General features: G+C 60.3%; 24 protein-coding genes. 7 read left to right on the forward strand and 17 right to left on the reverse strand.

The features are described 5' to 3' along the window. The first annotated feature begins 330 nt into the window (after positions 1-330). From GXB78_RS10630 to GXB78_RS10645, 4 genes are all read left to right on the forward strand, one after another. Positions 331-2,103, forward strand: a complete 1,773-nt coding sequence (locus GXB78_RS10630; protein WP_329515355.1) for an N-acetylglutaminylglutamine amidotransferase — start codon at positions 331-333, stop codon at positions 2,101-2,103. A 3-nt stretch (positions 2,104-2,106) separates the two neighbouring features. After that, complete coding sequence (ngg, locus tag GXB78_RS10635) at positions 2,107-3,855, forward strand: N-acetylglutaminylglutamine synthetase (protein WP_329515356.1); 1,749 nt, start codon at positions 2,107-2,109, stop codon at positions 3,853-3,855. 172 nt (positions 3,856-4,027) lie between these two features. Continuing rightward, positions 4,028-5,218 (forward strand): osmoprotectant NAGGN system M42 family peptidase, encoded by a 1,191-nt coding sequence (locus tag GXB78_RS10640; protein WP_329515498.1) that lies wholly within the window; start codon positions 4,028-4,030, stop codon positions 5,216-5,218. A 169-nt stretch (positions 5,219-5,387) separates the two neighbouring features. Continuing rightward, on the forward strand, positions 5,388-5,615 hold the full coding sequence (locus GXB78_RS10645) for a YheU family protein (protein ID WP_003172962.1): 228 nt from the start codon (positions 5,388-5,390) through the stop codon (positions 5,613-5,615). Between the two features lie 5 nt (positions 5,616-5,620). On the opposite strand, the gene csrA is transcribed toward GXB78_RS10645, so the two are convergent. The 3 genes from csrA to GXB78_RS10660 all read right to left on the reverse strand — a co-directional run bounded on the left by csrA (position 5,621) and on the right by GXB78_RS10660 (position 7,151). Further along, complete coding sequence (csrA, locus tag GXB78_RS10650) at positions 5,621-5,806, reverse strand: carbon storage regulator CsrA (protein WP_024013891.1); 186 nt, start codon at positions 5,804-5,806, stop codon at positions 5,621-5,623. A 133-nt stretch (positions 5,807-5,939) separates the two neighbouring features. Beyond that, positions 5,940-6,272, reverse strand: a complete 333-nt coding sequence (locus tag GXB78_RS10655) for a YnfA family protein (RefSeq protein ID WP_329515357.1) — start codon at positions 6,270-6,272, stop codon at positions 5,940-5,942. Positions 6,273-6,335: 63 nt separating this feature from the next. Further along, positions 6,336-7,151 (reverse strand): SDR family oxidoreductase, encoded by an 816-nt coding sequence (locus tag GXB78_RS10660; RefSeq protein WP_329515358.1) that lies wholly within the window; start codon positions 7,149-7,151, stop codon positions 6,336-6,338. Between the two features lie 331 nt (positions 7,152-7,482). On the opposite strand from GXB78_RS10660, the gene GXB78_RS10665 reads away from it, so the two are divergent. Beyond that, positions 7,483-7,635, forward strand: coding sequence for a DUF3309 family protein (locus tag GXB78_RS10665; RefSeq protein ID WP_003183939.1), 153 nt, complete (start codon positions 7,483-7,485; stop codon positions 7,633-7,635). 77 nt (positions 7,636-7,712) lie between these two features. Here GXB78_RS10665 and GXB78_RS10670 read toward each other — a convergent pair whose 3' ends face one another. The 10 genes from GXB78_RS10670 to GXB78_RS10715 all read right to left on the reverse strand — a co-directional run bounded on the left by GXB78_RS10670 (position 7,713) and on the right by GXB78_RS10715 (position 17,142). Further along, positions 7,713-9,806, reverse strand: coding sequence for an LTA synthase family protein (locus GXB78_RS10670; RefSeq protein WP_329515359.1), 2,094 nt, complete (start codon positions 9,804-9,806; stop codon positions 7,713-7,715). A 313-nt stretch (positions 9,807-10,119) separates the two neighbouring features. Next, the gene (locus GXB78_RS10675; protein ID WP_329515360.1) at positions 10,120-10,725 is read right to left on the reverse strand and encodes an START domain-containing protein; all 606 of its coding nucleotides are present in this window, start codon (positions 10,723-10,725) and stop codon (positions 10,120-10,122) included. 40 nt (positions 10,726-10,765) lie between these two features. Beyond that, a complete protein-coding gene (locus GXB78_RS10680) occupies positions 10,766-11,020 on the reverse strand; it encodes a YkgJ family cysteine cluster protein (RefSeq protein ID WP_329515499.1) in 255 nt (84 codons plus the stop codon). Between the two features lie 163 nt (positions 11,021-11,183). Further along, on the reverse strand, positions 11,184-11,657 hold the full coding sequence (locus tag GXB78_RS10685) for a translation initiation factor 2 (RefSeq protein ID WP_329515361.1): 474 nt from the start codon (positions 11,655-11,657) through the stop codon (positions 11,184-11,186). A gap of 78 nt (positions 11,658-11,735) precedes the next feature. Then, on the reverse strand, positions 11,736-13,175 hold the full coding sequence (locus GXB78_RS10690) for an aminotransferase-like domain-containing protein (protein ID WP_024013893.1): 1,440 nt from the start codon (positions 13,173-13,175) through the stop codon (positions 11,736-11,738). 201 nt (positions 13,176-13,376) lie between these two features. Beyond that, complete coding sequence (locus tag GXB78_RS10695; RefSeq protein WP_329515362.1) at positions 13,377-14,189, reverse strand: OmpA family protein; 813 nt, start codon at positions 14,187-14,189, stop codon at positions 13,377-13,379. Continuing rightward, the gene (locus tag GXB78_RS10700; protein WP_329515363.1) at positions 14,186-14,548 is read right to left on the reverse strand and encodes a DUF4398 domain-containing protein; all 363 of its coding nucleotides are present in this window, start codon (positions 14,546-14,548) and stop codon (positions 14,186-14,188) included. The genes GXB78_RS10695 and GXB78_RS10700 overlap by 4 nt, the downstream gene beginning before the upstream one ends. A 9-nt stretch (positions 14,549-14,557) precedes the next feature. Continuing rightward, entirely contained in the window at positions 14,558-15,379 is an 822-nt protein-coding gene (locus GXB78_RS10705; protein WP_329515364.1) for a substrate-binding periplasmic protein, read from the reverse strand. Between the two features lie 81 nt (positions 15,380-15,460). Further along, positions 15,461-16,390: an electron transfer flavoprotein subunit alpha/FixB family protein gene (locus GXB78_RS10710; RefSeq protein WP_016770954.1), complete on the reverse strand. Its 930-nt coding sequence runs from the start codon at positions 16,388-16,390 to the stop codon at positions 15,461-15,463. Between the two features lie 2 nt (positions 16,391-16,392). Continuing rightward, positions 16,393-17,142, reverse strand: coding sequence for an electron transfer flavoprotein subunit beta/FixA family protein (locus GXB78_RS10715; RefSeq protein WP_253504288.1), 750 nt, complete (start codon positions 17,140-17,142; stop codon positions 16,393-16,395). Positions 17,143-17,692: 550 nt separating this feature from the next. On the opposite strand from GXB78_RS10715, the gene GXB78_RS10720 reads away from it, so the two are divergent. Beyond that, positions 17,693-19,357 carry an electron transfer flavoprotein-ubiquinone oxidoreductase gene (locus GXB78_RS10720; protein ID WP_039760105.1) on the forward strand — a complete coding sequence of 555 codons (1,665 nt, stop codon included), beginning with the start codon at positions 17,693-17,695 and terminating at the stop codon, positions 19,355-19,357. Between the two features lie 184 nt (positions 19,358-19,541). Here GXB78_RS10720 and GXB78_RS10725 read toward each other — a convergent pair whose 3' ends face one another. After that, on the reverse strand, positions 19,542-20,432 hold the full coding sequence (locus tag GXB78_RS10725) for an AraC family transcriptional regulator (protein WP_016770956.1): 891 nt from the start codon (positions 20,430-20,432) through the stop codon (positions 19,542-19,544). A gap of 190 nt (positions 20,433-20,622) precedes the next feature. Here GXB78_RS10725 and GXB78_RS10730 point away from each other — a divergent pair, with 190 nt between their 5' ends. Beyond that, positions 20,623-21,675 carry an NAD(P)-dependent alcohol dehydrogenase gene (locus GXB78_RS10730; RefSeq protein WP_039760107.1) on the forward strand — a complete coding sequence of 351 codons (1,053 nt, stop codon included), beginning with the start codon at positions 20,623-20,625 and terminating at the stop codon, positions 21,673-21,675. Positions 21,676-21,684: 9 nt separating this feature from the next. On the opposite strand, the gene GXB78_RS10735 is transcribed toward GXB78_RS10730, so the two are convergent. From GXB78_RS10735 to dgoD, 3 genes are all read right to left on the reverse strand, one after another. Beyond that, on the reverse strand, positions 21,685-22,488 hold the full coding sequence (locus GXB78_RS10735; protein ID WP_016770958.1) for an IclR family transcriptional regulator: 804 nt from the start codon (positions 22,486-22,488) through the stop codon (positions 21,685-21,687). Between the two features lie 61 nt (positions 22,489-22,549). Continuing rightward, positions 22,550-23,860 (reverse strand): MFS transporter, encoded by a 1,311-nt coding sequence (locus GXB78_RS10740; protein ID WP_329515365.1) that lies wholly within the window; start codon positions 23,858-23,860, stop codon positions 22,550-22,552. A gap of 191 nt (positions 23,861-24,051) precedes the next feature. After that, complete coding sequence (gene dgoD / locus GXB78_RS10745) at positions 24,052-25,200, reverse strand: galactonate dehydratase (protein ID WP_329515366.1); 1,149 nt, start codon at positions 25,198-25,200, stop codon at positions 24,052-24,054. Positions 25,201-25,209: the final 9 nt, after the last annotated feature.

Raw genomic sequence — 25,209 nt, forward strand, 5'->3', positions numbered from 1 at the left:
ACCCTAGCGCTGCCGGCCAGCCAATAACAGTTCAAATTCCTGAGCAAAATCCACGCAGATCAAACGCGTTTTTGTATGGAAAAAATAGCCCTGCACCACTCGCGCGAAACTTCGACGCCCATCGGGGGCTTATGCACAAAAAGCGCAACGACACACAGGCAAATCCGCCGCTCGATCCGCGCTGATAGCGTGACGACAGGAGGCAGCGCGGCTGACTTATAACTTATCGATCTAAAACTCCACATACCGAGACAGGTCAGTTTCTGAGTACCCGCACTTTCCGTGCGGTACGGCTTGACCTTCCCCAACGGAAAAACCGGTAAGGACTTTATGTGCGGATTAGCTGGCGAGTTACGTTTTGATCAACAACCTGCAGACCTTGCAGCGATCGAGAGAATCACCCATCACCTGGCCCCTCGCGGCCCTGACGCGTGGGGCTTCCATGCCCAAGGGCCGATTGCCCTGGGCCATCGGCGCCTGAAAATCATGGACCTGTCGGACGGCTCGGCGCAGCCGATGATCGACAGCCAACTGGGTCTGTCCCTGGCCTTCAACGGTGCGATCTACAACTTCCCGGAATTGCGTGCAGAGCTTGAAGCGTTGGGTTATGCCTTCTATTCCGGCGGCGACACGGAAGTGCTGCTCAAGGGTTATCACGCCTGGGGCGAGGCGCTGCTGCCGAAACTCAACGGCATGTTCGCCTTTGCCATCTGGGAGCGCGACGCCAAGCGTCTGTTCATCGCCCGTGACCGTCTCGGCGTGAAGCCGTTGTACCTGTCGCGCACTGGCCAGCGCTTGCGCTTCGCCTCGGCACTGCCGGCGCTGCTCAAGGGCGGCGATATCAACCCGATTCTCGATCCGGTGGCGCTTAACCATTATTTGAATTTCCACGCAGTGGTTCCGGCGCCGCGCACGTTGCTGGCCGGCATTGAAAAACTGCCGCCAGCCAGCTGGATGCGCGTTGAAGCCGATGGCCGCACCGAACAGAAAACCTGGTGGACGCTGCCTTACGGTCCACGCGAAGACGAGAAAAATCTCAACCTTGAAGACTGGGTCGATCGCGTCCTCGACAGCACCCGCGAAGCGGTGGCGATTCGTCAGCGTGCGGCAGTGGACGTCGGCGTGCTGCTCTCGGGCGGTGTCGATTCGAGCATGCTCGTCGGCCTGTTGCGCGAAGTCGGCGTAGAGAATCTGTCGACCTTCTCCATCGGTTTCCAGGATGCCGGCGGCGAGCGCGGCGACGAATTCCAGTACTCGGACCTGATCGCCAAGCACTACGGCACCCGCCACCACCAATTGCGCATCGACGAGAAAGAAATCATCGAGCAACTGCCCGCCGCGTTCCGCGCGATGAGCGAGCCGATGGTCAGCCACGACTGCATTGCCTTCTATTTGTTATCCCGGGAAGTGGCCAAGCACTGCAAAGTAGTGCAGAGCGGCCAGGGTGCCGACGAGTTGTTCGCCGGTTACCACTGGTACCCGCAAGTCGACGGCGCGGCCGATCCTTACGCGGCTTACCGCGATGCGTTTTTCGACCGCAGCTATGACGACTATGCCGCAACCGTGCAGCCGAAATGGCTGGTCGATCACGACGCAGCAGGCGACTTCGTCAAAGAGCATTTTGCCCAGCCTGGCGCTGATGCCGCGGTGGACAAAGCCTTGCGTCTGGACAGCACGGTGATGCTGGTCGATGACCCGGTCAAACGTGTCGACAACATGACCATGGCCTGGGGCCTGGAAGCGCGTACGCCGTTCCTCGACTATCGACTGGTCGAACTCTCGGCCCGCGTGCCCGGCAAATTCAAGCTGCCGGATGGCGGTAAACAAGTGCTCAAGGAAGCCGCGCGTCGGGTCATTCCCAGCGAAGTGATCGACCGCAAGAAAGGCTATTTCCCGGTGCCGGGCCTCAAGCATTTGCAGGGCGACACGCTCGATTGGGTGCGCGAGCTGCTGCTCGATCCAAGCCAGGATCGCGGCCTGTTCAACCCGTCCATGCTCGACAAGCTTTTGACTGATCCGCAAGGCCAGCTGACCCCGTTGCGCGGTTCGAAACTGTGGCAACTGGCGGCCCTGAACCTGTGGCTCAGTGAACAAGGAATCTGATTGATGAAACCCCATGCCACGTCCATCAACCAACGTCTGTTGCGTGGTCAGGCCCCCTCGTATGAACGTTTGCAGGCGCGCCTGGCCGAAGACGGCAGCGAACCTGCCACCGCCCCGATTGCCGTGCATTGCGGTTGGGGCAGGCTGCTGATCGGTCACACCTTTCCCGACCCGGCGTCACTGGCGCAGGAACTGCTCAACGAGCAGCCCGGCGAGCGCGACATCGCCCTGTACGTCGCCGCACCGCAGCAGATTCTCGGCCTCGAGCCGACGCAGCTGTTCCTCGATCCATCCGACACCCTGCGCCTGTGGTTCAGCGATTACCGTCAGGCGACACGGGTGTTTCGCGGCTTCCGCATCCGTCGTGCGCAGAGCGAAACCGACTGGCAGGGCATCAACCGCTTGTATCAGGCGCGCGGCATGTTGCCGATCGATCCGGAGCTGCTGACCCCGCATCATCAGGGCGGCCCTGTGTACTGGCTGGCGGAAGACGAGGACAGCGGCGCGGTGATCGGCAGTGTCATGGGCCTCAATCATCAGAACGCCTTCAACGACCCGGAACACGGCAGCAGCCTGTGGTGCCTGGCGGTCGATCCACATTGCTCGCGTCCGGGCGTCGGTGAAGTGCTGGTGCGGCACCTGGTCGAGCACTTCATGAGTCGCGGCCTGGCGTATCTCGACCTGTCGGTATTGCACGACAACCGTCAGGCGAAAAACCTCTACGCCAAACTGGGCTTCCGCAACCTGCCGACCTTCGCCATCAAGCGCAAGAACGGCATCAATCAGCCGCTGTTTCTCGGTCCGGGGCCGGAGGCGAACTTCAATCCTTATGCACGGATCATCGTTGAAGAAGCGCATCGACGCGGTATCGACGTGCAAGTGGATGACGCTGACGCCGGGCTGTTTACCCTCAGCCATGGCGGTCGCCGCGTGCGCTGCCGCGAGTCGCTGAGTGATCTGACCAGCGCGATCAGCATGACCCTGTGCCAGGACAAAAGCCTGACTCACAAGGTGCTGAAAGCCGCTGGTCTGAAGCTGCCGGCGCAGCAACTGGCGGGCAATGCCGACGATAATCTGGCCTTTCTCGACGAGCATCAGCGCGTGGTGGTCAAACCTCTCGACGGTGAACAGGGCCAGGGCGTTGCTGTGGACTTGCGCACCATCGAGGAAGTGCAGCAGGCCATCGAAACCGCCAGGCAGTTCGACAGTCGCGTGCTGCTGGAAAGCTTCCACGAAGGCCTTGATCTGCGCATTGTGGTGATCGGTTTTGAAGTGGTCGCGGCGGCGATTCGCAAGCCCGCCGAAGTGGTCGGCGACGGTCAGCATTCGATCGGTGCGCTGATCGAAGCGCAAAGCCGCCGTCGGCAAGCGGCCACCAGCGGCGAGAGCAAGATCCCGCTGGACCACGAAACCCAACGCACTTTGCATGCCGCCGGTTATGACTACAGCAGCATTCTGCCGGCCGGCGAGCATCTGTTCGTGCGGCGCACGGCCAACCTGCACACCGGCGGGACGCTGGAAGACGTGACCGACATTCTTCACCCGACGCTGGTCGATGCGGCAGTGCGGGCGGCGCGGGCACTGGATATTCCGATGGTTGGCCTCGATCTGATGGTGCCGGCAGCGGATCAGCCCGAGTACGTGTTCATCGAAGCCAACGAACGCGCCGGCCTCGCCAACCATGAACCGCAGCCGACGGCGGAACGCTTTGTCGATCTGTTGTTTCCGCATAGTCAGCCGGCGATCTCTTGATTACCCGGCGGCTGCACTGACGCCATCGCTGGCAAGCCAGCTCCCACAGTTCCCGCGGTATACACAACACTGTGGGAGCTGGCTTGCCAGCGATGAGGACCGATCAGGCGCCACAAATCCTTCTCTCATCGAAACCATCGGTGTGCTCAACCCATCAGGAGTTTCCATGACCATGACCACCCAAATCCCGGAACCGGATCTGGCTTACCTGCAAAAAGTCCTGCTGGAAATGCTCGCGATTCCCAGCCCTACCGGTTTTACCGACACTATCGTGCGCTACGTCGCCGAACGTCTCGAAGAGCTGGGCATTCCGTTCGAAATGACCCGGCGCGGCACCATTCGCGCGACGTTGAAAGGCAAAAAGAGCAGCCCTGACCGCGCGGTGTCGGCGCACCTGGACACCATCGGTGCCGCCGTCCGTGCGGTGAAAGACAACGGTCGCCTGACCCTCGCCCCGGTCGGCTGCTGGTCGAGCCGCTTTGCCGAGGGCAGCCGGGTCAGCCTGTTTACCGACACCGGAGTGATTCGCGGCAGCGTATTGCCGCTGATGGCCTCCGGGCATGCGTTCAACACCCAGGTCGATGAAATGCCGATCAGTTGGGACCACGTCGAACTGCGCCTCGACGCCTACTGCGCGACCAAGGCCGATTGTGAATCGCTGGGCATTCATGTCGGCGACGTCGTGGCCTTCGATCCGCTGCCGGAGTTCACCGAAAGCGGTCATATCAGCGCGCGCCACCTCGACGACAAGGCCGGCGTTGCCGCGCTGCTCGCCGCACTCAAAGCGATTGTCGACAGCGGCCAGGAACTGAACATCGATTGCCATCCGCTGTTCACCATCACCGAGGAAACCGGCAGCGGTGCGGCGGCGGCACTGCCGTGGGACGTCAGTGAATTCGTCGGCATCGACATTGCGCCAGTCGCGCCGGGCCAGCACTCCAGCGAGCACGCGGTGAGCGTGGCGATGCAGGATTCCGGCGGACCGTATGACTATCATCTGTCGCGGCATCTGCTGCGCTTGGCTGGCGAACACGAATTGCCGGTGCGCCGCGACATGTTCCGCTATTACTTCAGCGATGCGCACTCGGCGGTCACCGCCGGCCACGACATCCGCACCGCCCTGCTCGCCTTCGGCTGCGATGCCACACACGGTTACGAACGCACGCACATCGATAGCCTCGCGGCGCTCAGCCGCTTGCTTGGCGCGTACATTCTGAGCCCGCCGGTGTTCGCCAGCGATGCGGCGCCGGCCAATGCCTCACTGGATCGCTTCAGCCATCAGATCGAGCATGACACGCAGATGGAAAGCGAGACCCGGGTGCCGCCGGTGGACAGTCTGGTGGGGCAACGTTCTGACAGTTGAGCCTTCGGTGAACCGATAACCGCCTTCGCGAGCAGGCTCGCTCCCACAGGGGATCGCATTCCAATGTGGGAGCGAGCCTGCTCGCGAATGGGCCGGCAAGACCGATACAGAACTGGCAGACGAAACCCAATCCCCGTAGCATCCCGACATCGATTTGACCGAGGTGCCCATGCTCATTCCCCACGACGCGCTTGAAGTCGACACCCTCACCCGCCTGATCGAGGATTTCGTCACCCGCGACGGTACCGACAACGGCGATGACACCCCGCTGGAAACCCGCGTCCTGCGCGTGCGCCAGGCATTGACCAAAGGCCAGGCATTGATCGTGTTCGACCCGGAAAGCGAACAGTGCCAGTTGATGCTCAAGCACGACGTGCCCAAGCATCTGTTCGACTGAAACCGTCAGCCAGCCTTCGCTGCGGCCTCCTTGCGCTTGATCCGGTCATAGACCTCGGCGCGGTGCACATGGACTTTTTTCGGCGCCTCGACGCCGAAGCGCACGCTGGAGCCGTTTACCGACAGAACACGCAGGGTGATGTCGTCTCCGATTGAAATCAACTCACCGACCACACGGCTGAGTACAAGCATGGGATTCATCCTTCAGGACTGGCAAACCCTGAAGATGCGCGGCTTACAGCGGCTTCACAATGCACGACGAGCAAATCAGTCTTGCCCTACAGTCACCCACGCCCGCAGCTGTCAGACGCTTCGCACAAAAGCATCAGGCGGCGGAAAAGCGCGGCCCGAACAGAATGATGCTCGCACCGACCACGCACAGCGCCATGCCGATCCAGTCCGAGCCCAGCGGGCGCACCCGTTCGACCACCGCCAGCCAACCGATCGAAGCAACGATGTAGATGCCGCCATACGCGGCATAGGCGCGCCCGGCGTAGGCCGCTTCAACACGGGTCAGCAATAGCGCGAACACGGTCAGGCTGAGCAACGCGGGAATCACCCACAACGCACTCTTGCCCTGGCGCAGCCACATGTAGAAAGCAAAACAGCCGGCGATTTCGAACAGCGCCGCAAGGAAGAACCACAGGTAATTGAGCATGGAGGCGTCTCGACAGGGTGACCATGGCGGCCACCCTAACGACGCGGCGGGCAACGAACAAGATCAGGCGATGTTTTGTTTGGCCTTGGCGCGCATTTTCTCGGCCATTGAAGTCATCTCGTTGTACAGCAGTTGCGGATTCTTCTGTTTCAGCGCCCAGGCCATGCGCCCTTGTTCGTGGGGCAGAATCATGAATTCGCCGGCGGCAACTTGCTGATAGATGTAGTCAGCGATGTCGGCTGCGCTGATCGGCGAACTTTCCAGCAACTTGCCGACCTGCGCTTTCATTGCCGGGGTCGGGCCGCGGAAAGAATCGAGCAAGTTGGTCTGGAAGAACGATGGGCAAACCACATGCACTGCCACTTCCTGCTGCGCCAGTTCGATCAACAGACTTTCCGACAACGCCACCACACCCGCCTTGGCCACGTTGTAGTTGCTCATCGCCGGGCCCTGCATCAGCGCGGCCATGGAAGCGATGTTGATGATCTTGCCCTTGCTCTGTTCCAGCAGCGGCAGGAACGCCTTGCAGCCTTTGACCACGCCCATCAGGTTGATCGCGATCTGCCAGTCCCAATCCTCAAGCGACAGTTCGCTGAAGAATCCGCCCGAGGCGACGCCGGCATTGTTGACGATGATGTCGATGCCGCCGAGCTTCTCTTCACAGGCCTGCGCGAAGGCGGTGAGCTGGCTGTAATCGCGCACGTCACAGCGCTGGGTGAAACCGTCACCGCCCGCCTCGCGCACCAGCTTCAGGGTTTCCTGCAGGCCGGGCTCACTGACATCGGACAAAGCCAGCCGCCAGCCTTCACGGGCCCAGCGCAACGCGATTTCGCGACCCAGGCCTGAGCCTGCACCAGTGATCATCATGCGATTTTGCATAGCGGACAGCCTTGTTGTTCCGGGAAAGATGCGCCGAGTGTAGCGAAGGAACTGCGTCCGCCCACGCTCCATCCAGTTGCTGAATGGAGGATCAAAAGATTCCAGCCGTCATCGTTTTCCGGTTGGTCTCATGTAGGAGCTGACGAGTGCAACGAGGCTGCGATCTTTTTGCTGGAAAGGAAATAACCAAGCAATCCAAATACATTAAAAAAACATTGAATTTTTTTTCATAGGGGCAAGTCGGAACATGTAAGCCGGCTGGAATTTAGTTGCTCTCCAGCTGCCCACTGAGCGTCAAGACTCTTCCAGACTCTGAACAAGGAAATCACCCATGGGCACAATTCTAATCATCATCCTGATCCTGTTGCTGATCGGTGGTCTGCCGGTCTTCCCGCACTCCAGAAGTTGGGGTTATGGCCCGTCGGGCATTATCGGCGTGGTGTTGGTCGTGCTGCTGGTGCTGTTGTTACTCGGCAAGATATGACGATTTGAAGCTGTAAAAAAAGAGGCCCTTGTTCAAGGGCCTCTTTTTTATTGCGTGGACTTTTTGTTAACCCGGCATCAATCCGGCTTGCCGTGAATCACACCAGCGGTATTGTCGATCAGGCTCTTGGTCGCGGTTTGCAGGAACGCCTCGAGTTTGAGCTTGAGTTCGGCAGTACGCGGTGCATCCGGCACAACTTCGGCGTGCGGATTGGCACCGAGCTGGTATTGCCAGATTTTCGGGCCCATGTCCTTGTCGCGCGGCAGCACCAGAATCTGGTCGGCGGTGACGAAGGCGGTGGTCTGCTCGCTGCCCGATGGCTTGATCACACCGAAACCGGTGTCGCCCTGCGGCAGGTTGAGCAGGTCACGACCCCAGCACTGGTGACGCACTTCACCACCAAGACGGCCCATGATGGTCGGCACGATGTCGATCTGCGTGCCCACGGTGTGGTCACGGGCACCGAACTTTTGCTGAATGCCCGGAGCGATCATCAGCATCGGCACGTTGAAGCGACCCAGGTCCATTTCAGTGATCTGGCGCTCGTTGCCGAAGCCGTGGTCGCCGACGATGACGAACAGGGTTTCGTTGAAGTACTTCTCTTTGCGCGCCTTCTCGAAGAACTGGCCGAGCGCCCAGTCGGAGTAACGCATGGCGGTCAGGTGTTCGTTGAGGCTGCCACGGTCAGTCACGCGCTCGACCGGCAACGGCGTCGGCAAGGCGTACGGCGTGTGGTTGGACAGGGTTTGCAGCAGTGCGTAGAACGGCTTGCCGTTTTCCCGCGCCTTGAGCTCCTGCAGGCCACGATCGAACATGTCCTGGTCGGACACGCCCCAGGTCGGATCGGAGAACACCGGATTGACGAAGTCGTTACGGCCAACGAAGTTGGTCATGCCCTGGTTGCTGAAGAAGCCCGACTGGTTGTCCCAGGCGAAATCGCCGTTGTAGACGTACACGTCGTCGTAGTCGCGGGCACTGAGCACCTGCGGCAGGCCGGACAGCTTGTGGCTGCCTTCCGGGGTCTGCATCAGGTATTCGAAGCCAGGCAGGTTCGGGAAGCAGGCCATGGTCGCAAACATGCCCTGGTGCGTGTGAGTGCCGTTGGAGAAGAAACGGTCGAACAGCAGGCCTTCCTTGGACAGCTTGTCCAGGTAAGGCGTGATGTTGCCCGGAGCACCCAGGGCGCCAACCGAGTGACCGGCCATGCTTTCCATGAGGATCACGACGACGTTCTTGATCGGCAGGGTCTTGTCGGCTGGCGGCGTGTAATCACGGCGCACGGCGGCAATATCGGCGTCGACCAGTTTGTCGTCAGGCATGAGCAGCATGTCACGGACGATTTTCTGCGCCTGTTCCTGCGGCAGCGTGGCTTTCCAGATATTGTCGCGATCTTCGCCCATGCGCGACTTGGCGGCCTCGATCAGCGACAGCGTGGCGTTGAGACCGAGCTGGTTGGCGAAGTTGGAATCAGTGGTGTACACGTCACCCCAGCGCATTGGCGGGCCTTGACGCAGGGTGCCACGGGCGGCAACCACGCAGATCAGCAGGCAGACCACAAACACCGCCAGACGGGTGTACCACGGCGCGATCTGACGGGAGCTGACGCTGCCGCCGCTGAACGGCCCGCGCGGGCGGGTGGCACGGTCGGCGCCTTTGAACGCCAGGGTCAGGATCACCGTGCCGATCACCCACGCCAACAGGTAGCGCACCACCGGGAAACCGTACCAGAGCATGCTCATCACGGTTTTCGGGTCTTCCTTCACGTACTGGAACACCAGACCGTTGAGGCGCTGGTGAAACTCGCGGTAGAAGTCCATCTCCATCAGGCCGAGGAACAGCGCGATGCTTGAGGCGATGGTCAGCCACAGTCGGAAGAAGCCGCGCGCAGCCATGGCCCGGGCACTGAACAGCGCCAGCACCAGCGGAATGCACAGGTACACCACCAGGCGCAGGTCGAAACGCAGACCGTTGGCGAACGCTTCAAGGAAGGTCGCGGCCGGGGTGTCGAGGATCATCTCGCGGTTGTAGACCAGCAGCGCGAGGCGCAGCGCGGAAAACATGACCATCATGACCAGTGCGCACAGCAGCGTGTAGGCCAGATGCGATTTGACGGTCGGTTGCAGCAGGCGAGCAGAAGATCGCTGCTGATTCAGGGCGTCCGGGTTTGCCATGTCGTTTTAGGACCCATTGGAAGTTGAAGTTGCAAAAATACAGCGGCGCCAGGCCCTCTATTGGTCAGTCCAGACCCCGGGGCGTGCGCGGTGCGCAAATGTTGCACGATCGTTCACACCATTGCCATTGATTACTGCCTGCCCTTCGAGACTTTCATGCAAAGGGATGACAGCGCTGTAGCAGGCAACAAGTGCGGGCGAATTGTCTTGAAGGCTTTGTGAAAATTTCGTGCAACGCATATCTGGAAATACAATTTAGAGACAAAACAAAACGCCCCGAACCGGTCGGGGCGTTTTGCTTACAGCGAATGGGTTATTTCTCGGCGCGTTGTTTCAGCGCTTTCAGGGTATTGAATGGCGCATCGACGACGAACTTGTTGGCGACCATCGCCGGCACGCTGCCGCCTGGCTCGGTGTGTACTTGATAGGTCACTTCGACCTGATCGCCTTTAGGCACGAATTTCCAGAAGCCTTTGACTTGTTGCACGCGCACGAAGCCTTTTTCTTCCGGCAGATAAGTCGGCACACCTTCGAGGTTGCGGGTCAGGCTGCCATCGGCGCCTTCAACAGTGGTGATCTTCAACACTGAATCACGCGGGGTTACCGGCCATGGCGTATTGAATTGCGAATAGGTCCAGCTCAGATCGCCTTCATGCTTGAGCAGTTTCTGGCTCTTGCACTCATGAATCCAGGCGCAGGCGCCGGAGACGTCTTCCTGCAAGGCGCGCAGTTTGGCGATGGTGGTCTTCATCAGCGCGACGCCCTGATAGGACTTGTAGTCCGAGCCGGGTATTTCACTCAGGGAAACCTTGATACCGTCTTCGTTCTTGGCGACTTTCCAGTCTTCCGCCTGGGCGACCGAAGTGGCAAGTACGGCAGTCAGACCACACAACACAGCGATACGATGCAGCGAACCCATAGTGTTATTCCTTATTGTTGAAGTTCCGTTGGTGAACACATCACGCCGCCGTCATCTGCTCCCACCAGCCGATCAATCTGATCGCTTCTGCCGAACTGCTGCCGCAAACCTCGACATCCGCAGCGAAACCCGAACAAACAGGCGGACGTTCCGGGCGGCCAAAAATGCTGCACAGGTTATCGACCGACAGTTGCACGCAACGTTCGCCGGCGGGTTTGCCATCGGGCATGCCGGGGATCGGCGAACTGATGGAGGGGGCAATGCAGCAAGCGCCACAGCCTTCACGGCATTTCATGACGAACAGATCCTCGCGACGGGCGATGTGTAAAGAGACGGGAAACAGAGTAACCGCTAAAACGGCTGTTTCAAATTGCTGCAAGCGGGTTTTCAAGGATAAGTAAAAGTGACCGGGCAGTCTCCGACGAAGCGTCTGCCCTGCGCATCCCAGATAGCCTGATCTATTGTTTGAATTCGAAATCCAGTGCCGCGCCTTCGACATCGCGTCGCGCTTCGTTGCGCAGTTGCAACTGCATTTCGTTGCTGAGCAAGCGGCCGTTGAGCTGGAAGCCGTTGTCTTTCTCGCCGAACATCTGCGGCAGGATTGCCTCGCGTTTGGGCAGTTCCACGGTGCCCTTGGGCTTCAATTCTTCAACCATATCCTTGGGCAGGCTGAGATCGAGTTTTGCCGGCGGCAATTTGGTTTTCGCCACTTCGCTGGCGGATTTCGATTTCGAGGCAACCGGACGGCGCTTCTTCACCGTGGCGTTTTTTTTCGCCTGGGCTTTTTTTGCTGGAGCCGCGGTTTTCACGGCTTTGTTCGTCGTGCTCGTCGCTGCCGGTTTTTCCTGGGCTGCGGCCGCCATGACACCCGGTACCTGACCGATCATCAGCAAACCCAGCAATACCCACGCGGCAGGAACAATCGCTTTCATGGACCCAACGAACTAACGGCAGAGGGCCACATGCTCGCCTGTTGTGCGCCACATGACAAGCATCACCTGCCCCCTCGTTCAGAATCCGCCAGCGGTTTCCTGACACAGTTGTGTCGCCAACAGACCCAGCGTCATCAGCGCCCGTTCTGCCTCGCGGTTCCAGGGAATGCCGCAGTTCAGGCGAATACAGTGATTGAACTGCTCGGTGTTACTGAAGATCAGCCCCGGTGCAATGCTGATGCCTTGTTGCAGCGCGCGAACATGCAATTCCTGGGTATTGACCCGCCCCGGCAAGCTCACCCAGAGGATGAAACCGCCGGTGGGCCGGGACATTTGCGTGCCCTCGGGAAAGTGCTGCTGCACCGCCAGCTGGAACGCACTGAGGTTTTTTCGGTATTCCTGGCGGATGTAGCGTAAATGCCGGTCATAACCGCCGTTTTCCAGATAGGCGGCGATCGCCATTTGCGTAACGCTGCACGCCGAATGGGTGCTGAAGGTTTGCAGGCGCTGGATTTCCTGCTGGTACTTGCCGGCGATCATCCAGCCGATGCGCACACCTGGCGACAGAGTTTTGGAGAAGCTTGAGCAGTAGATCACCCGATCCAGCCGGTCGTAGGCCTTCAGCGCCTTGGTGCGCCCCTGTTCGAACATCAGTTCGCCGTAGATATCGTCTTCGACAATCTGAATGTCGAAATCCGAGGCCAGCCGCAGCAACTGTTTCTGTCGCTCTTCCGGCATGGTCCCGCCGAGAGGATTGCTCAGGCGCGTGGTCAGCACCAGCGCCTTGATCGACCATTGATTGGCGGCCAGCTGCAAGGCCTCCAGGCTCATACCAGTGGCGGGATCGCTGGGGATTTCGATGACTTTCAGGCCGAGCAGATCGGCCAGTTGCAGCAGGCCGTAATAGGTCGGCGATTCGGCAGCGATCAGATCGCCCGGGCGGGTCAGCACGCGCAACGACATCTGCAAGGCGTCGACACAGCCGTGGGTGATCACCACTTCCGACGGATCGACCACCACGCCGGCGTCACGCATGCGAATCGCGACCTGCCGGCGCAGCGGTTCAAAACCGGGGCTGAACATGTAGCTGAACGCCCGCGGACTGTGGAACCGGGTGACCTTGGCCAGTTGCTGATGCAGCGCGCGCACCGGCAAGTAGTCAACGCTGGGCACCGCAGCGCCCAGCGGAAACACGCCTTCGCGGCGGGATTCGACCAGCACCTGTTGAATGATGCTGCTGCGGGTGACCAGCCCCGGCCGCTCGACCCGGGCGATGTCCGGCGTCGGCGCGGTCAGCGCGGGGGTCTGGTGTACGTAATAACCCGATTGCGGACGGGCGCGGATCAGGCCCTGATCTTCGAGGTTGGCATATGCCTGCAACACCGTCGCGTGGCTTACGTTGAGCTGCGAACTCATCTTGCGCACCGAAGGCACGCGCTCCCCCGGTTGATAGACACCACGGCGGATGTCCTCAGCCAGTTGCTGAGCAATACGTTGGTAGAGCAAGAGATTGGTCATGACGCAGCACTCGATTTCACGGGCGTTTTATTCTTGTCGGGAACAATACCGGAACAGTTTAGAAGTGTACTGGGACAGTTGCCAGATTACTCGACCGTACAGTGTGGTGTCTGCCCTGTCTGTACGGTTTTGCGCGGCAATCGACAGATGTAAAAAAGCCCGGCACTGCATGACAGTCCGGGCTTCCCAGAGACGCAACCCTCAGCGGGCGGCGCCGAGCTGGCCTTTTTCGTCGGAGAAAACAATTTCCACGCGGCGGTTCTGTGCCCGGCCGCGCTCGGAGGCGTTGGCGTCGACCGGGAACTGGTCGCCGTAACCTTCGACCTGAATGCGTTTTTCGTCGATACCCAGATCGACCAGCACGTCAGCCACCGATTGCGCACGATCGCGAGACAGTTTGAGGTTTTCCTGTTTGCCACCGGTGCTGTCGGTATAACCCTCGATGCGTACGACGCGCTTGGGGTTCAGTTGCAGGAACTGGACGATTTTCAGCACGACACGGTTGGCCGAGTTTTTCAGTTCCGCATGGCCGGTGTCGAACAACACGTCGCCGAGGGTCATCACCAGACCGCGATCGGTCTGTGTGGTGGCCAGCGCCACGATCTGTTCCTCCAGCCACTTGCCCTGCTGCTGCACGCTGAGCAGCTTCGATTCGCGCAAGGCCAGTTGCAGACGTTGCCGCTCAAGTTCGAGCTTGGCCGCGCGTTCCTCGTTGAGCGCCTGGTTGGTGTGCTCGCGGGCGATTTCGCTGTAGCGCTGGCTCAGGTAGGCGTAATGCACAACGTCGGCACCGCTGCCCCAATAGGTCGACAGCCGATCGGCACGGGCCAGGGATTCGCCGGCGCGGATCACATCTTTCGGCGCGATGCGCAGCACGTTGGAATCTTCCTTGACCTTCTGGAAATCAGCACTGGCCTGTTGCAGTGCCGCCTCGCTGTGCTGGCCGGCGCAGCCGTACAGGCTGGCGCAACCGGCGAGGAGCAGAATGCCGACGGCGTTGGACTTCAGGCTCATTGCGCTTCCCCCAGTTGCAGCTGCTTGCGCAGGCGGACAATGCGGGTATTGAGCACATTGAGTTGCTCTTCGCCTTTTTTCGTCAGCACCTTGGCTTCGGCCAGACGCGCATCCAGTTCGGCCTGCTCGGCACGCATGCGCGCGTTGCGATAGGACTCGTCCGCCATATTGCCTTTGGCACGGTTGTATTTGGTCTCGGCCATCTGCATTTCCGGCACTTCGTCAGCGGTGGCGCCGACTGCCTTGGCCTGCGCGATAGCTTGTTCGGTCAAACGCATTTGTTCACTGGGTGCCGGATCGGTTGCGCACCCGGCCAGGGCCAGAACGGCCACAGCCGCGAAAAGAGGTCGAATACTCACTAAGAATCCCTACTGTTTTGGGGCACTGACAGGTTGTGGCGGCTGTTGCTGTTGCGCCTTCCAGCGCTCGATGTTGCGTTGCAGCGCGGCTTCCGTCAGTCCGGACGCGGGCAATTCTGTCATCTTTTTGGCGAGCTGTCCGCGCAACCACGGATCGTTGCAGGCTGAATTGTGGGAAACCGCGAGGAACAGTCCCGGTCGATCGATGGGTTGCTCGAACGCCAACAGATCGCTGGTCATGCCCAATGTCTGCGCGGCGGCCAGGCCTGAGTAGCGCCCGGCGAGGACATATTCCACCTCGCCCAACAGCAGTTTCTGTAGTGCCTGGGTAAGGTTTGCCGTGCGGGTCAGGGTCAGATTCTGCTCGGCGAAAGTGCCGAATGCCTGGGTCATTCGAGACTTTTCCGACACCGCGCCGGCCTGGCCTTTAAGGTCGCTGGCCTCGGCATAGGTCAGCGTCGAGCCTTTGCGCGTCCACACCAGGTAGTCGTTTTCCAGCAGTGGTGGATGGATGTAGTCGAGGTTTTCCAGCTCATTCACGGTCAACGGCGCGTCGGCGAGCATGTCCATGCGCCCGCTGCGCACTTCGTCGAGCGCTTGCGAGCGTTTGCCGGCATACAGCAGATCGACTTTGATGCCGAGGTCCTTGGCCACTTGCTGCAACAGATCGGCACTGGCACCGATCAATTGCTTGGGGTTCTGCGGGTCCTGCCAAAGGTACGGCGGCGCATCCGGGCTGCCGGTGACGACCAGGCGCTCGCACTTGCCAGCGGCCAAGACCAAACCCGGCAACAGCATCAAACCCAACAACCATCCGCAGCGCAGATCCATGGCCAACCGCTCCCCTCTCAAATCCGAGACAAAAAAAAGCCCGACCAACAGGCCGGGCTCTTTATAAGTGAAGCCGCCGGATTAGACCAGCTTCTCCAGCTCAGGTACTGCTTCGAACAGATCCGCCACGAGACCGTAATCGGCCACCTGGAAGATCGGCGCTTCTTCGTCCTTGTTGATCGCAACGATCACTTTGGAGTCTTTCATGCCGGCCAAGTGCTGGATCGCGCCGGAGATACCGACGGCGATGTACAGCTGTGGCGCAACGATCTTGCCGGTCTGACCGACCTGCATGTCGTTCGGTACGAAACCTGCGTCGACCGCGGCGCGCGAGGCACCGACGGCAGCGCCGAGCTTGTCGGCCAGAGCGTACAGATGTTTGAAGTTGTCGCCGTTCTGCATGCCGCGACCGCCGGAAACGACGATCTTGGCAGCGGTCAGCTCAGGACGATCGGACTTGGCCAGCTCTTCGCTGACGAAGCTCGACGTACCAGCGTCGTGCGCGGCACCAACCGCTTCAACGGCAGCCGAACCACCTTCAGCGGCAACCGGGTCGAAACCGGTGGCACGCACGGTGATCACTTTGATCGCAGCAGTCGATTGCACGGTAGCGATGGCGTTGCCGGCATAGATCGGGCGCTTGAAAGTGTCAGCGCTTTCCACCGAGATGATCTCGGAAATCTGGTCAACGTCCAGCGCAGCAGCAACGCGCGGCAGGATGTTTTTGCCGTTGGAGGTCGCGGCAGCCAGGATATGGCTGTAGCCAGCGCCCAGCTCTGCAACCAGCGGAGCTACGTTCTCTGGCAACTGATGCGCGTAGGCGGCGTTGTCAGCGTTGAGGACTTTGCTCACGCCAGCGATTTTCGCCGCGGCTTCGGCCACCGGGCCAGCGCCCTGACCTGCCACCAGAACGTGGATGTCGCCGCCGATTTTGGCAGCAGCGGCCACGGTGTTCAGTGTGGCCGGGGCCAGCACTTTGTTGTCGTGTTCAGCGATTACCAAGATAGTCATTTTTAGATTACCTTCGCTTCGTTTTTCAGTTTCTCGACCAGTTCAGCCACCGACTTGACCTTGACGCCTGCGCTGCGTGCTGCCGGCGCTTCGACTTTCAGAGTCTTGTTGGTGGAGGCGGTGGAAACGCCCAAAGCGTCCGGAGTCAGCACTTCGAGAGGCTTCTTCTTGGCTTTCATGATGTTTGGCAGAGACGCATAGCGCGGCTCGTTCAAACGCAGGTCGGTGGTGACGATGGCCGGCAGTTTCAGCGAAACGGTCTGCGCGCCGCCGTCGATCTCGCGGGTCACGGCAACGCTGTCGCCGGAGACTTCGACTTTCGAAGCGAACGTGCCCTGACCGTAGCCGCTCAGTGCAGCGAGCATCTGACCGGTCTGGTTGTTGTCGCTGTCGATCGCCTGTTTGCCAAGGATCACCAGCTGAGGCTGTTCCTTGTCGACGACGGCCTTGAGCAGCTTGGCCACGGCCAGCGAAGTCAGGTCTTCAGCGGATTCGACGAGGATGGCGCGGTCGGCACCCAGAGCCAGTGCGGTACGCAGCTGCTCCTGAGCGGTGGTCGGGCCGATCGAGACGACGACGATTTCAGTCGCAACGCCCTTCTCTTTCAGGCGTACGGCTTCTTCCACGGCGATTTCGCAGAATGGGTTCATCGACATCTTGACGTTGGCGAGGTCGACGCCGGAATTGTCCGCCTTGACGCGGACCTTGACGTTGTAATCCACAACGCGTTTGACAGCTACAAGAACCTTCATGGATTCCTCGTTACTCTCCGGTGAAAAGAAAGTCGCCTAGGCGAACCTGGCGGATGATGCTCATCGGGCGACAAGGGCACCTCTAAAAACGCCGGCTTGAATGTGAGGTGATTCACTTGGCGAAGGCTGATGACCGTTCGTCAGGGCTGACTGTCGGGTCATTCATTCTCACGCTGTGTAAACTGCGCGCCGGACTTGCGCTGCGCATCACCGTCTACTGCCTGTGCCCTGTCTTTAGAGGTGCTCTTGAAACCGCCAGTCTGCCTACGGCGAGCGCAAAACCGCCCGTATCTTGACCGGAACGCCCATTCTGGTCAATACGCCAAAATGCCCTGTCATAAGCCGCGCTTCTTTGATTTATCAGGGCTGGAGTCGATTCAAACAAACGTTTGTATTGGACGCTGGGAGTGGTGTAGATATAATGCGCCGCCTAGAGAGAAAGGTGGATTCGCCAATATTCCCTTTGACGTTAACGTAAAGGCAATATGGATGCGAGATCAAACCTCCATATTAGAAAAAAAACTGTTGAGCCTTGAGTAGGAGATAGCCTGTGGAACGCGAATACATGGAATTCGACGTCGTCATCGTCGGTGCCGGCCCCGCTGGTCTGTCCGCCGCCTGCCGCTTGAAGCAGAAGGCCGCTGACGCCGGTAAGGAAATCAGCGTCTGCGTGGTCGAAAAAGGCTCCGAAGTCGGCGCGCACATCCTCTCCGGTGCGGTGTTCGAACCCCGCGCCCTGAACGAACTGTTCCCGGACTGGAAAGAACTCGGCGCGCCGCTGAACACGCCAGTAACACGCGATGACATTTTCGTGCTGAAAAACGCCGACAGCGCGCAGAAGATTCCTGACTTCTTTGTGCCCAAGACCATGCACAACGAAGGCAACTACATTATCTCCCTCGGCAATCTGTGCCGCTGGCTGGCTCAGCAGGCCGAAAACCTCGGTGTGGAAATCTACCCGGGCTTCGCCGCTCAGGAAGCGCTGATCGACGAAAACGGCGTAGTGCGCGGGATCATCACCGGTGATCTGGGCGTCGACCGCGAAGGCCATCCGAAAGAAGGCCTGTACACCCCGGGCATGGAACTGCGTGGCAAGTACACGCTGTTCGCCGAAGGCTGCCGTGGCCACATCGGCAAGCAACTGATCAAGCGCTACAACCTCGACAGCGATGCGGACGTTCAGCATTACGGCATCGGTCTGAAGGAAATCTGGGAAATCGATCCGGCCAAGCATCAGCCAGGCCTGGTGGTGCACACCGCCGGCTGGCCGCTGGACATCATGGGCACCGAGAACACCGGTGGCTCGTTCCTTTATCACCTGGAAAACAATCAGGTGGTGGTCGGTCTGATCGTCGACCTGTCCTACAGCAACACTTACCTGTCGCCGTTCGACGAATTCCAGCGCCTCAAGCATCACCCGGTGCTCAAGCAATACCTGGAAGGCGGCAAGCGCGTCAGCTACGGCGCCCGCGCCATCGCCAAGGGCGGCCTGAACTCGCTGCCGAAAATGGTCTTCAAGGGCGGCGCGCTGATCGGTTGCGACCTCGGCACCCTGAACTTCGCCAAGATCAAAGGCAGCCACACCGCGATGAAGTCCGGCATGCTCGCGGCTGAATCGGTCGCAGACGCGCTGTTCGCCGAGCAGGATTGCACGGTCGAACTGACGACTTATGTCGACGCATTCAAGAACAGCTGGCTGCACGAAGAACTGTTCGCCAGCCGCAACTTCGGCGCGGCGATTCACAAGTACGGCGCGATCATCGGTGGTGGTTTCAACTGGCTCGACCAGAACATCTTCGGCGGCAAACTGCCGTTTACCCTGCGCGACACCAAGCCGGATTACGCTTGCCTCAAGCTCGCGGCCGACTGCAAGAAGATCGACTATCCGAAACCTGACGGCAAACTGAGTTTCGACAAACTCAGCTCGGTGTTCATCTCCGGTACCAACCACGAAGAAGAACAGCCGTGCCACTTGAAACTGACCGACCCGAGCATCCCGATCAGCAAGAACCTGCCGCTGTACGACGAACCGGCGCAGCGCTACTGCCCGGCCGGCGTGTACGAAGTGATCACCAAGGAAGACGGCGAGAAGCGCTTCCAGATCAACGCCCAGAACTGCGTGCACTGCAAGACCTGTGACATCAAGGACCCTGCGCAGAACATCACCTGGGTAGCGCCGGAAGGCGCCGGCGGCCCGACTTACCCGAACATGTAAGTCGAAACCCCGAACAACAAGGCTCCCGAAATGGGGGCCTTTTTGTTGCCCAAAATTTCCCCGACACCACAAACCAACTGTGGGAGCGAGCCTGCTCGCGAAAGCGGTGTGTCATATAAAGATGATGTCGACTGATACACCGCCTTCGCGAGCAGGCTCGCTCACACAGCGGATTATCGTCGGCTCAAGCAGCGCGCTCGTCTCCTGGGCTGCGCTCGAAGTAACGTTTGTACTCGCGGCTGAACTGCGACGTGCTCTGATACCCCACCCGATGCGCCACCTGCGCGACACCCAACCCTTCCGCCACCAGCAACGTCTGCGCCTTCAACAAGCGCAAGCGCTTGAGATACTGCACCGGCGATAACAACGTGCTGCGTTTGAAATGCTCGTGAAAGGTCGACACGCTCATGTTTGCGCACCCGGCCAGTGTCTCGACATTCAGCGGCTCGGTGTAATGCGCATGCAGATGACTGATCGATGCCGCCACCCGGGCGAATTGCCCTTGCTGTTCGACCAACGCACGCAACACATCCGCCTGTGGCCCGCGCAGCGCGACGAACAACAACTCGCGCACTCGCGCCGGACCGAGAATCTGGCATTCCAGCGGATCGTGCAGACAGCTAAGCAGCCGTTCGACGCAACCGCGCATGCCGTCGTCGAGCACCACCGAGGTCATCGACTCCGGTGTCTGCGCCGGAATGTGCCGCCCCGGCGCCAGCCCCATGGCCAGCACCAGTTCGCCGAGCAGGACGCGATCGATCGCCACCGACACGCCGAGCAATGGCGCATCGGGCAAGGCAAAGGTTTCACATTCGAACGGCACCGGCAACGCCTGAATCAGGTAGTGCCCCGCGCCGTATTCCATGGTGCGCGGGCCGAGAAACGCCAGTTTGCTGCCCTGAGCGATGATCATCAGGCTCGGCTCGTAGATATGTGGGCCACGGGCGACGTCGCAACTGGCGCGCAGGATCTGCACACCGGGCAGGCCGGTCTGGCTGTAGCCATCACGCAGCGCCAGCGGTTCGATCAGCGAAACCAGGCGGGCGTTGGCATCAAGATGACGGGTCAACTGCATTGAATAGGTCTTCGTAAAAATCACGGAAAAAGGGATGAAAACATCATCGCAGATCCGCTGGCCAATGCGATCGCCGAAACCTGCATGCCGGAGGATTAGGCATGAGACCCGGAGAAATCGTCATGGCCGCACCCGCGTCTGGCGCCCAGAATTCACCGCCTCACTTGTCACTGTTTTTGCGAGGTCACCCATGTACACCGCCATCGGCTATGCCGCCCAATCGGCCACCACTCCCCTCGCCCCGATGAAATTCGAACGCCGCAGTCCGCGCGCCGACGACGTGGCGATCGAAATTCTCTACTGCGGCGTCTGCCATTCCGACATCCATCAGGCCCGCAACGAATGGGGCATCGCCGTTTACCCGCTGATGCCCGGCCATGAGATCGTCGGAAAAGTCACCGCAGTCGGTGCGAATGTCACCCGTCACAAGGTAGGCGATCTGGTTGGCGTCGGCTGCATGGTCGACTCCTGCCGCAGTTGCGAAGCCTGCCAGGCGAACCTCGAGCAATATTGCCTCGAAGGCCCGACCATGACTTACGCCACCCCGGACCGGGTCGATGGCAGCAACACCATGGGCGGTTATTCCGACAGCATCGTGGTCAGCGAACACTTTGTCGTGCGTATCCCGGAACGCCTGGCACTGGCCAGCGCCGCACCGATTCTCTGCGCCGGTATCACTACCTACTCGCCGCTCAAGCACTACGGCGTCAAGGCCGGTGACAAGGTCGGGATTCTCGGCATGGGCGGCCTCGGCCACATGGGCATCAAATTCGCCAAAGCCATGGGCGCAGAAGTCACGCTGTTCACCCGTTCGGCGAGCAAGGCGGAAGAAGGTCGCCGTCAGGGCGCCGATCATGTGATCGTGTCCACCGATGCCGAGCAGATGAAGGCCGCGGCCGGTTACTTCGACTTCCTGCTCGACACCATTCCGGTGCAGCACGACCTCAATCCGTACCTCGACACCCTGCGTTTCGACGGTGTGCACATTCTGGTCGGGCTGATCGAGCCGGTGAACCCGCCGGTCCACGCTGGCAAACTGGTGATGAGCCGTCGCGTGCTGGCCGGCTCCTTGATTGGCGGTATCGCCGAAACCCAGGAAGTGCTGGATTTCTGCGCCGAGCACAACATCACCTGCGACATCGAAATGCTCGACATCCGCAATATCAACGAAGCCTACGCGCGGATGATTGCCGGTGACGTGAAGTACCGCTTCGTCATCGACATGGCGACGCTGAAGGCCTGAACCTCAACGCTAGACCTTCAAACCAAGCTCCGCCGACAGCCGGGTTGTGACCCCTTTGAGGAGGGGGATCAACTCGGCCATTTTTTCCAGCGGCATGTACGGCACCGTGCTGGCGATACTGATCGCGGCGACAATGCCCTTGCTCGCATCACGAATCGGCGCCGCCACGCAGCGGATCGACGGTTCGTTGTCTTCCAGATCGAAGGCGTAGCCACCGGCGACGTATTCGCCCATGCGCTGCTCCAGCTGTTCCCACGACTGCTGGGGATGCTGCGGCCAGAACTGGCTTTTGCCACCCGCCGGCAGGCTGATGTCGTACAGCCGCCGCCAATCCTGCGGCGAGTCATCGAGCATCAATGCCTTGCCGATCCCGGTGCGCACCAGCGGCATGCGATGGCCGACCCGCGAGCGCATTTCCGGGCCATTGCGCCCCGGATTCTTCAGCAGATACAGCACTTCATCGCCTTCGCGAATGCCCAAGTGCACGGTGTCGCCGGTCAGCGCCGACAACTCGTCCAGATACGGCCCGGCGAGGGTCACCAGAGGCAACTCTTCGCGGGCCTGAAAACCCAGTTCGATCAGCTTCGGCCCAAGCAGATAACCGATCTGCGGGACCACGCGCAGATAGCGCTCGTCGACCAGACAACTGGCCAGACGATGGGTGGTGCTGCGCGTGGTGCCGATCAGCCGGGCAATCTCCTTGAGATCACGCGCGCCGCTGGCCACCGCTTGGACTACACCGAGGCCGCGCAGCAGCGTCTGGGTGCCGGTGGGCGCGGCGTCCTTGGTTTTTTCCGGGGCGTCTTCCTGCATATCCAGCCTTTTACCGTTGAGCGAAGGAACGGGCGGCATTATGGTCGCCCGACGCTGAGCACTACAACTCGATACGCTCGACCTTGCCCACCAGCAGCACGTAGGACAAGGCACCGACCAGCGCGAGCACGGCGATGTAGGTGATCGCCGGGGCGAACGAATCACCGCTGGCGAGGAAGCCGATCACGATCGGCGTAGCAATCGCCGACAGGTTGCCGATGAAGTTGAACACGCCACCGGTCAGACCGAGCAAACGCGCCGGCGCCAAGGTCGACACCAGCGACCAAGTGATGGACGCCAGACCGTTGCCGAAAAATGCCAGGGCGAGGAAGGCAATCACCAGCGGCGTCGACTCGACAAAGTTGGCGCCGATGATCGAGGTCGAAATCAACAGCCCACCGATGATCGGCAACTTGCGTGCGAAGCCCACGGTGTAGCCACGCCGGATCAGGAAGTCGGAAAAGAATCCCGAACACAACACACCGACGAACGCGGCGAGGAACGGCAGCGATGCAAGCAGGCCGGACTTGATGAAGTCCATGCCGCGATATTTCACCAGGTAGGTCGGGAACCAGGTGAGGAAAAACCACAGCGTCGAGTTCAGGCAGAACTGGCCGAGGTAGATCCCCCACAACTTGCGCTTGCTGAGGACGATGCCCAGATCGGTCCAGCTGAATTTGGCTTTGACCTTGGCCGTCTCGGCCTGGATATCGACCAACCCGCCGCCCTCACGAATCAGGTCGATTTCTGCCTCGTTGGCGCCCTTGAAATTGCGTGGCTCGCGATACACCGCGTACCAGATCACCGCCCAGAGAATGCCCACGGCACCGGTTGCGACGAACACCATGTGCCAGCCGAATTCATGTTGCAGCCACGCCAGCACCGGGGTCAGAAAGGCCAGACCGACAAACTGCCCGGAGGTGTAGAAACCGATCGCCGTGGCGCGCTCGCGCTCAGGGAACCAGGTGGTGACCACGCGGCTGTTGATCGGATAGGCCGGTGCCTCCAGCGCACCGACGGCCATGCGCAGCACGAACAGCGCGATGAAGCTGCTGACGAAACCGAGCATCACTGTGGCCACCGACCACAGCAGCAGCGCGACGCTGTAAAGGATACGGGGCGGCACGCGATCGACCAGCCAGCCGCCGGGGATCTGCATCGCGGCGTAGGTCCAGCCGAAAGCGGAGAAGATCAGACCGACGTGAACCGGATCGATGCCCAGCTCACTGGTCAGCGCCGGCGCGGCAATCGACAGGTTGCTGCGGTCGAGGTAGTTGATGACCACGGTGATGAACAGCAACACCATGATGAAAAACCGCTTGCGGCTAGGCGTGACTAAAGACGCCTGCCCGGAGAGGGTGTGCGTTTGCATGAGAGATGCCTCTTCTTGTGTTTGTTGAGGTCATGACGCAGATCTCCTCTCCCTCGGAGAACTGATCGTTCCCACGCTCCGCGTGGGAATGCAGCCCGGGACGCTCCGCGTCCCAGCAGCGGACGCAGAGCGTCCATTGAGGCATTCCCACGCAGAGCGTGGGAACGATCTGATGCTAGCGAGTCAGAGACTCACCACTCGGCAAAGCTGCCATCGGCATGGCGCCAGATCGGGTTGCGCCAGCGGTGGCCGACGGCGGCGCGTTCGATCACGTATTCCTCGTTGATCTCGATGCCCAGCCCCGGGCCGTTCGGAATCTTCACGAAGCCTTGGTCGTAGTCGAACACCCGCGGGTCCTTCACGTAGTCGAGCAAGTCGTTGCTCTCGTTGTAATGGATGCCCAGGCTCTGCTCTTGGATAAACGCGTTGTAACAAGCCGCGTCGAGTTGCAAACAGGCTGCCAGCGCGATCGGCCCCAGCGGGCAATGCAGGGCCAGCGCGACGTCGTAGGCTTCGGCCATGTTGGCGATCTTGCGGGTTTCGGTGATGCCGCCGGCGTGGGACGCGTCCGGCTGGATGATGTCGACGTAGCCTTCGCTCAACACCCGTTTAAAATCCCAGCGCGAGAACAAGCGCTCGCCGAGAGCAATCGGTGTGCTGGTCAGCGGCGCCAGTTCTTTCAGCGCTTCGTAGTTTTCGCTGAGCACCGGTTCTTCGATGAACATCAGCTTGTACGGATCGAGTTCCTTCATCAGTACCTTGGCCATCGGCTTGTGCACGCGGCCATGGAAGTCGACACCAATGCCGACGTTCGGCCCGACCGCATCACGCACGGCAGCGACGTTGGCCAGCGCGAGGTCGACTTTCTCGAAGGTATCGAGGAACTGCAGCTCTTCGGTGCCGTTCATTTTCACCGCAGTGAACCCGCGGCTCACCGCCTCTTTCGCCGCACGCGCGGTATCGGCCGGACGGTCGCCGCCGATCCACGAATACACGCGAATCTTGTCGCGCACCTGGCCACCGAGCAAGTCGCTGACCGAGACGCCGAGGGCCTTGCCTTTGATATCCCACAGGGCCTGGTCGATACCGGCCAGCGCACTCATGTGGATCGCACCGCCGCGGTAGAAGCCGCCGCGATAGAGCACGGTCCAGATGTCTTCGATATTGCGTGGGTCTTTGCCGGTCAGGTAGTCGGACAATTCTTCCACCGCAGCGGCGACCGTGTGCGCGCGCCCTTCGACCACAGGCTCGCCCCAACCGGTCACGCCCTCGTCGGTTTCGACCTTGAGGAAGCACCAGCGCGGCGGAACGATGAAGGTCGTGAGTTTGGTGATTTTCATCTCTGCTCT

The organism is Pseudomonas moraviensis subsp. stanleyae, assembly GCF_036283065.1.
GTDB classification, from domain to species: domain Bacteria; phylum Pseudomonadota; class Gammaproteobacteria; order Pseudomonadales; family Pseudomonadaceae; genus Aquipseudomonas; species Aquipseudomonas stanleyae.

Coding starts and splice junctions, on each gene's coding strand:
- GXB78_RS10630 (WP_329515355.1), top strand. CDS start 331: ATGTGCGGATTAGCTGGCGAGTTACGTTTTGATCAACAACCTGCAGAC.
- ngg (WP_329515356.1), top strand. CDS start 2,107: ATGAAACCCCATGCCACGTCCATCAACCAACGTCTGTTGCGTGGTCAG.
- GXB78_RS10640 (WP_329515498.1), top strand. CDS start 4,028: ATGACCACCCAAATCCCGGAACCGGATCTGGCTTACCTGCAAAAAGTC.
- GXB78_RS10645 (WP_003172962.1), top strand. CDS start 5,388: ATGCTCATTCCCCACGACGCGCTTGAAGTCGACACCCTCACCCGCCTG.
- csrA (WP_024013891.1), bottom strand. CDS start 5,806: ATGCTTGTACTCAGCCGTGTGGTCGGTGAGTTGATTTCAATCGGAGAC.
- GXB78_RS10655 (WP_329515357.1), bottom strand. CDS start 6,272: ATGCTCAATTACCTGTGGTTCTTCCTTGCGGCGCTGTTCGAAATCGCC.
- GXB78_RS10660 (WP_329515358.1), bottom strand. CDS start 7,151: ATGCAAAATCGCATGATGATCACTGGTGCAGGCTCAGGCCTGGGTCGC.
- GXB78_RS10665 (WP_003183939.1), top strand. CDS start 7,483: ATGGGCACAATTCTAATCATCATCCTGATCCTGTTGCTGATCGGTGGT.
- GXB78_RS10670 (WP_329515359.1), bottom strand. CDS start 9,806: ATGGCAAACCCGGACGCCCTGAATCAGCAGCGATCTTCTGCTCGCCTG.
- GXB78_RS10675 (WP_329515360.1), bottom strand. CDS start 10,725: ATGGGTTCGCTGCATCGTATCGCTGTGTTGTGTGGTCTGACTGCCGTA.
- GXB78_RS10680 (WP_329515499.1), bottom strand. CDS start 11,020: ATGAAATGCCGTGAAGGCTGTGGCGCTTGCTGCATTGCCCCCTCCATC.
- GXB78_RS10685 (WP_329515361.1), bottom strand. CDS start 11,657: ATGAAAGCGATTGTTCCTGCCGCGTGGGTATTGCTGGGTTTGCTGATG.
- GXB78_RS10690 (WP_024013893.1), bottom strand. CDS start 13,175: ATGACCAATCTCTTGCTCTACCAACGTATTGCTCAGCAACTGGCTGAG.
- GXB78_RS10695 (WP_329515362.1), bottom strand. CDS start 14,189: ATGAGCCTGAAGTCCAACGCCGTCGGCATTCTGCTCCTCGCCGGTTGC.
- GXB78_RS10705 (WP_329515364.1), bottom strand. CDS start 15,379: ATGGATCTGCGCTGCGGATGGTTGTTGGGTTTGATGCTGTTGCCGGGT.
- GXB78_RS10710 (WP_016770954.1), bottom strand. CDS start 16,390: ATGACTATCTTGGTAATCGCTGAACACGACAACAAAGTGCTGGCCCCG.
- GXB78_RS10715 (WP_253504288.1), bottom strand. CDS start 17,142: ATGAAGGTTCTTGTAGCTGTCAAACGCGTTGTGGATTACAACGTCAAG.
- GXB78_RS10725 (WP_016770956.1), bottom strand. CDS start 20,432: ATGCAGTTGACCCGTCATCTTGATGCCAACGCCCGCCTGGTTTCGCTG.
- GXB78_RS10730 (WP_039760107.1), top strand. CDS start 20,623: ATGTACACCGCCATCGGCTATGCCGCCCAATCGGCCACCACTCCCCTC.
- GXB78_RS10735 (WP_016770958.1), bottom strand. CDS start 22,488: ATGCAGGAAGACGCCCCGGAAAAAACCAAGGACGCCGCGCCCACCGGC.
- GXB78_RS10740 (WP_329515365.1), bottom strand. CDS start 23,860: ATGCAAACGCACACCCTCTCCGGGCAGGCGTCTTTAGTCACGCCTAGC.
- dgoD (WP_329515366.1), bottom strand. CDS start 25,200: ATGAAAATCACCAAACTCACGACCTTCATCGTTCCGCCGCGCTGGTGC.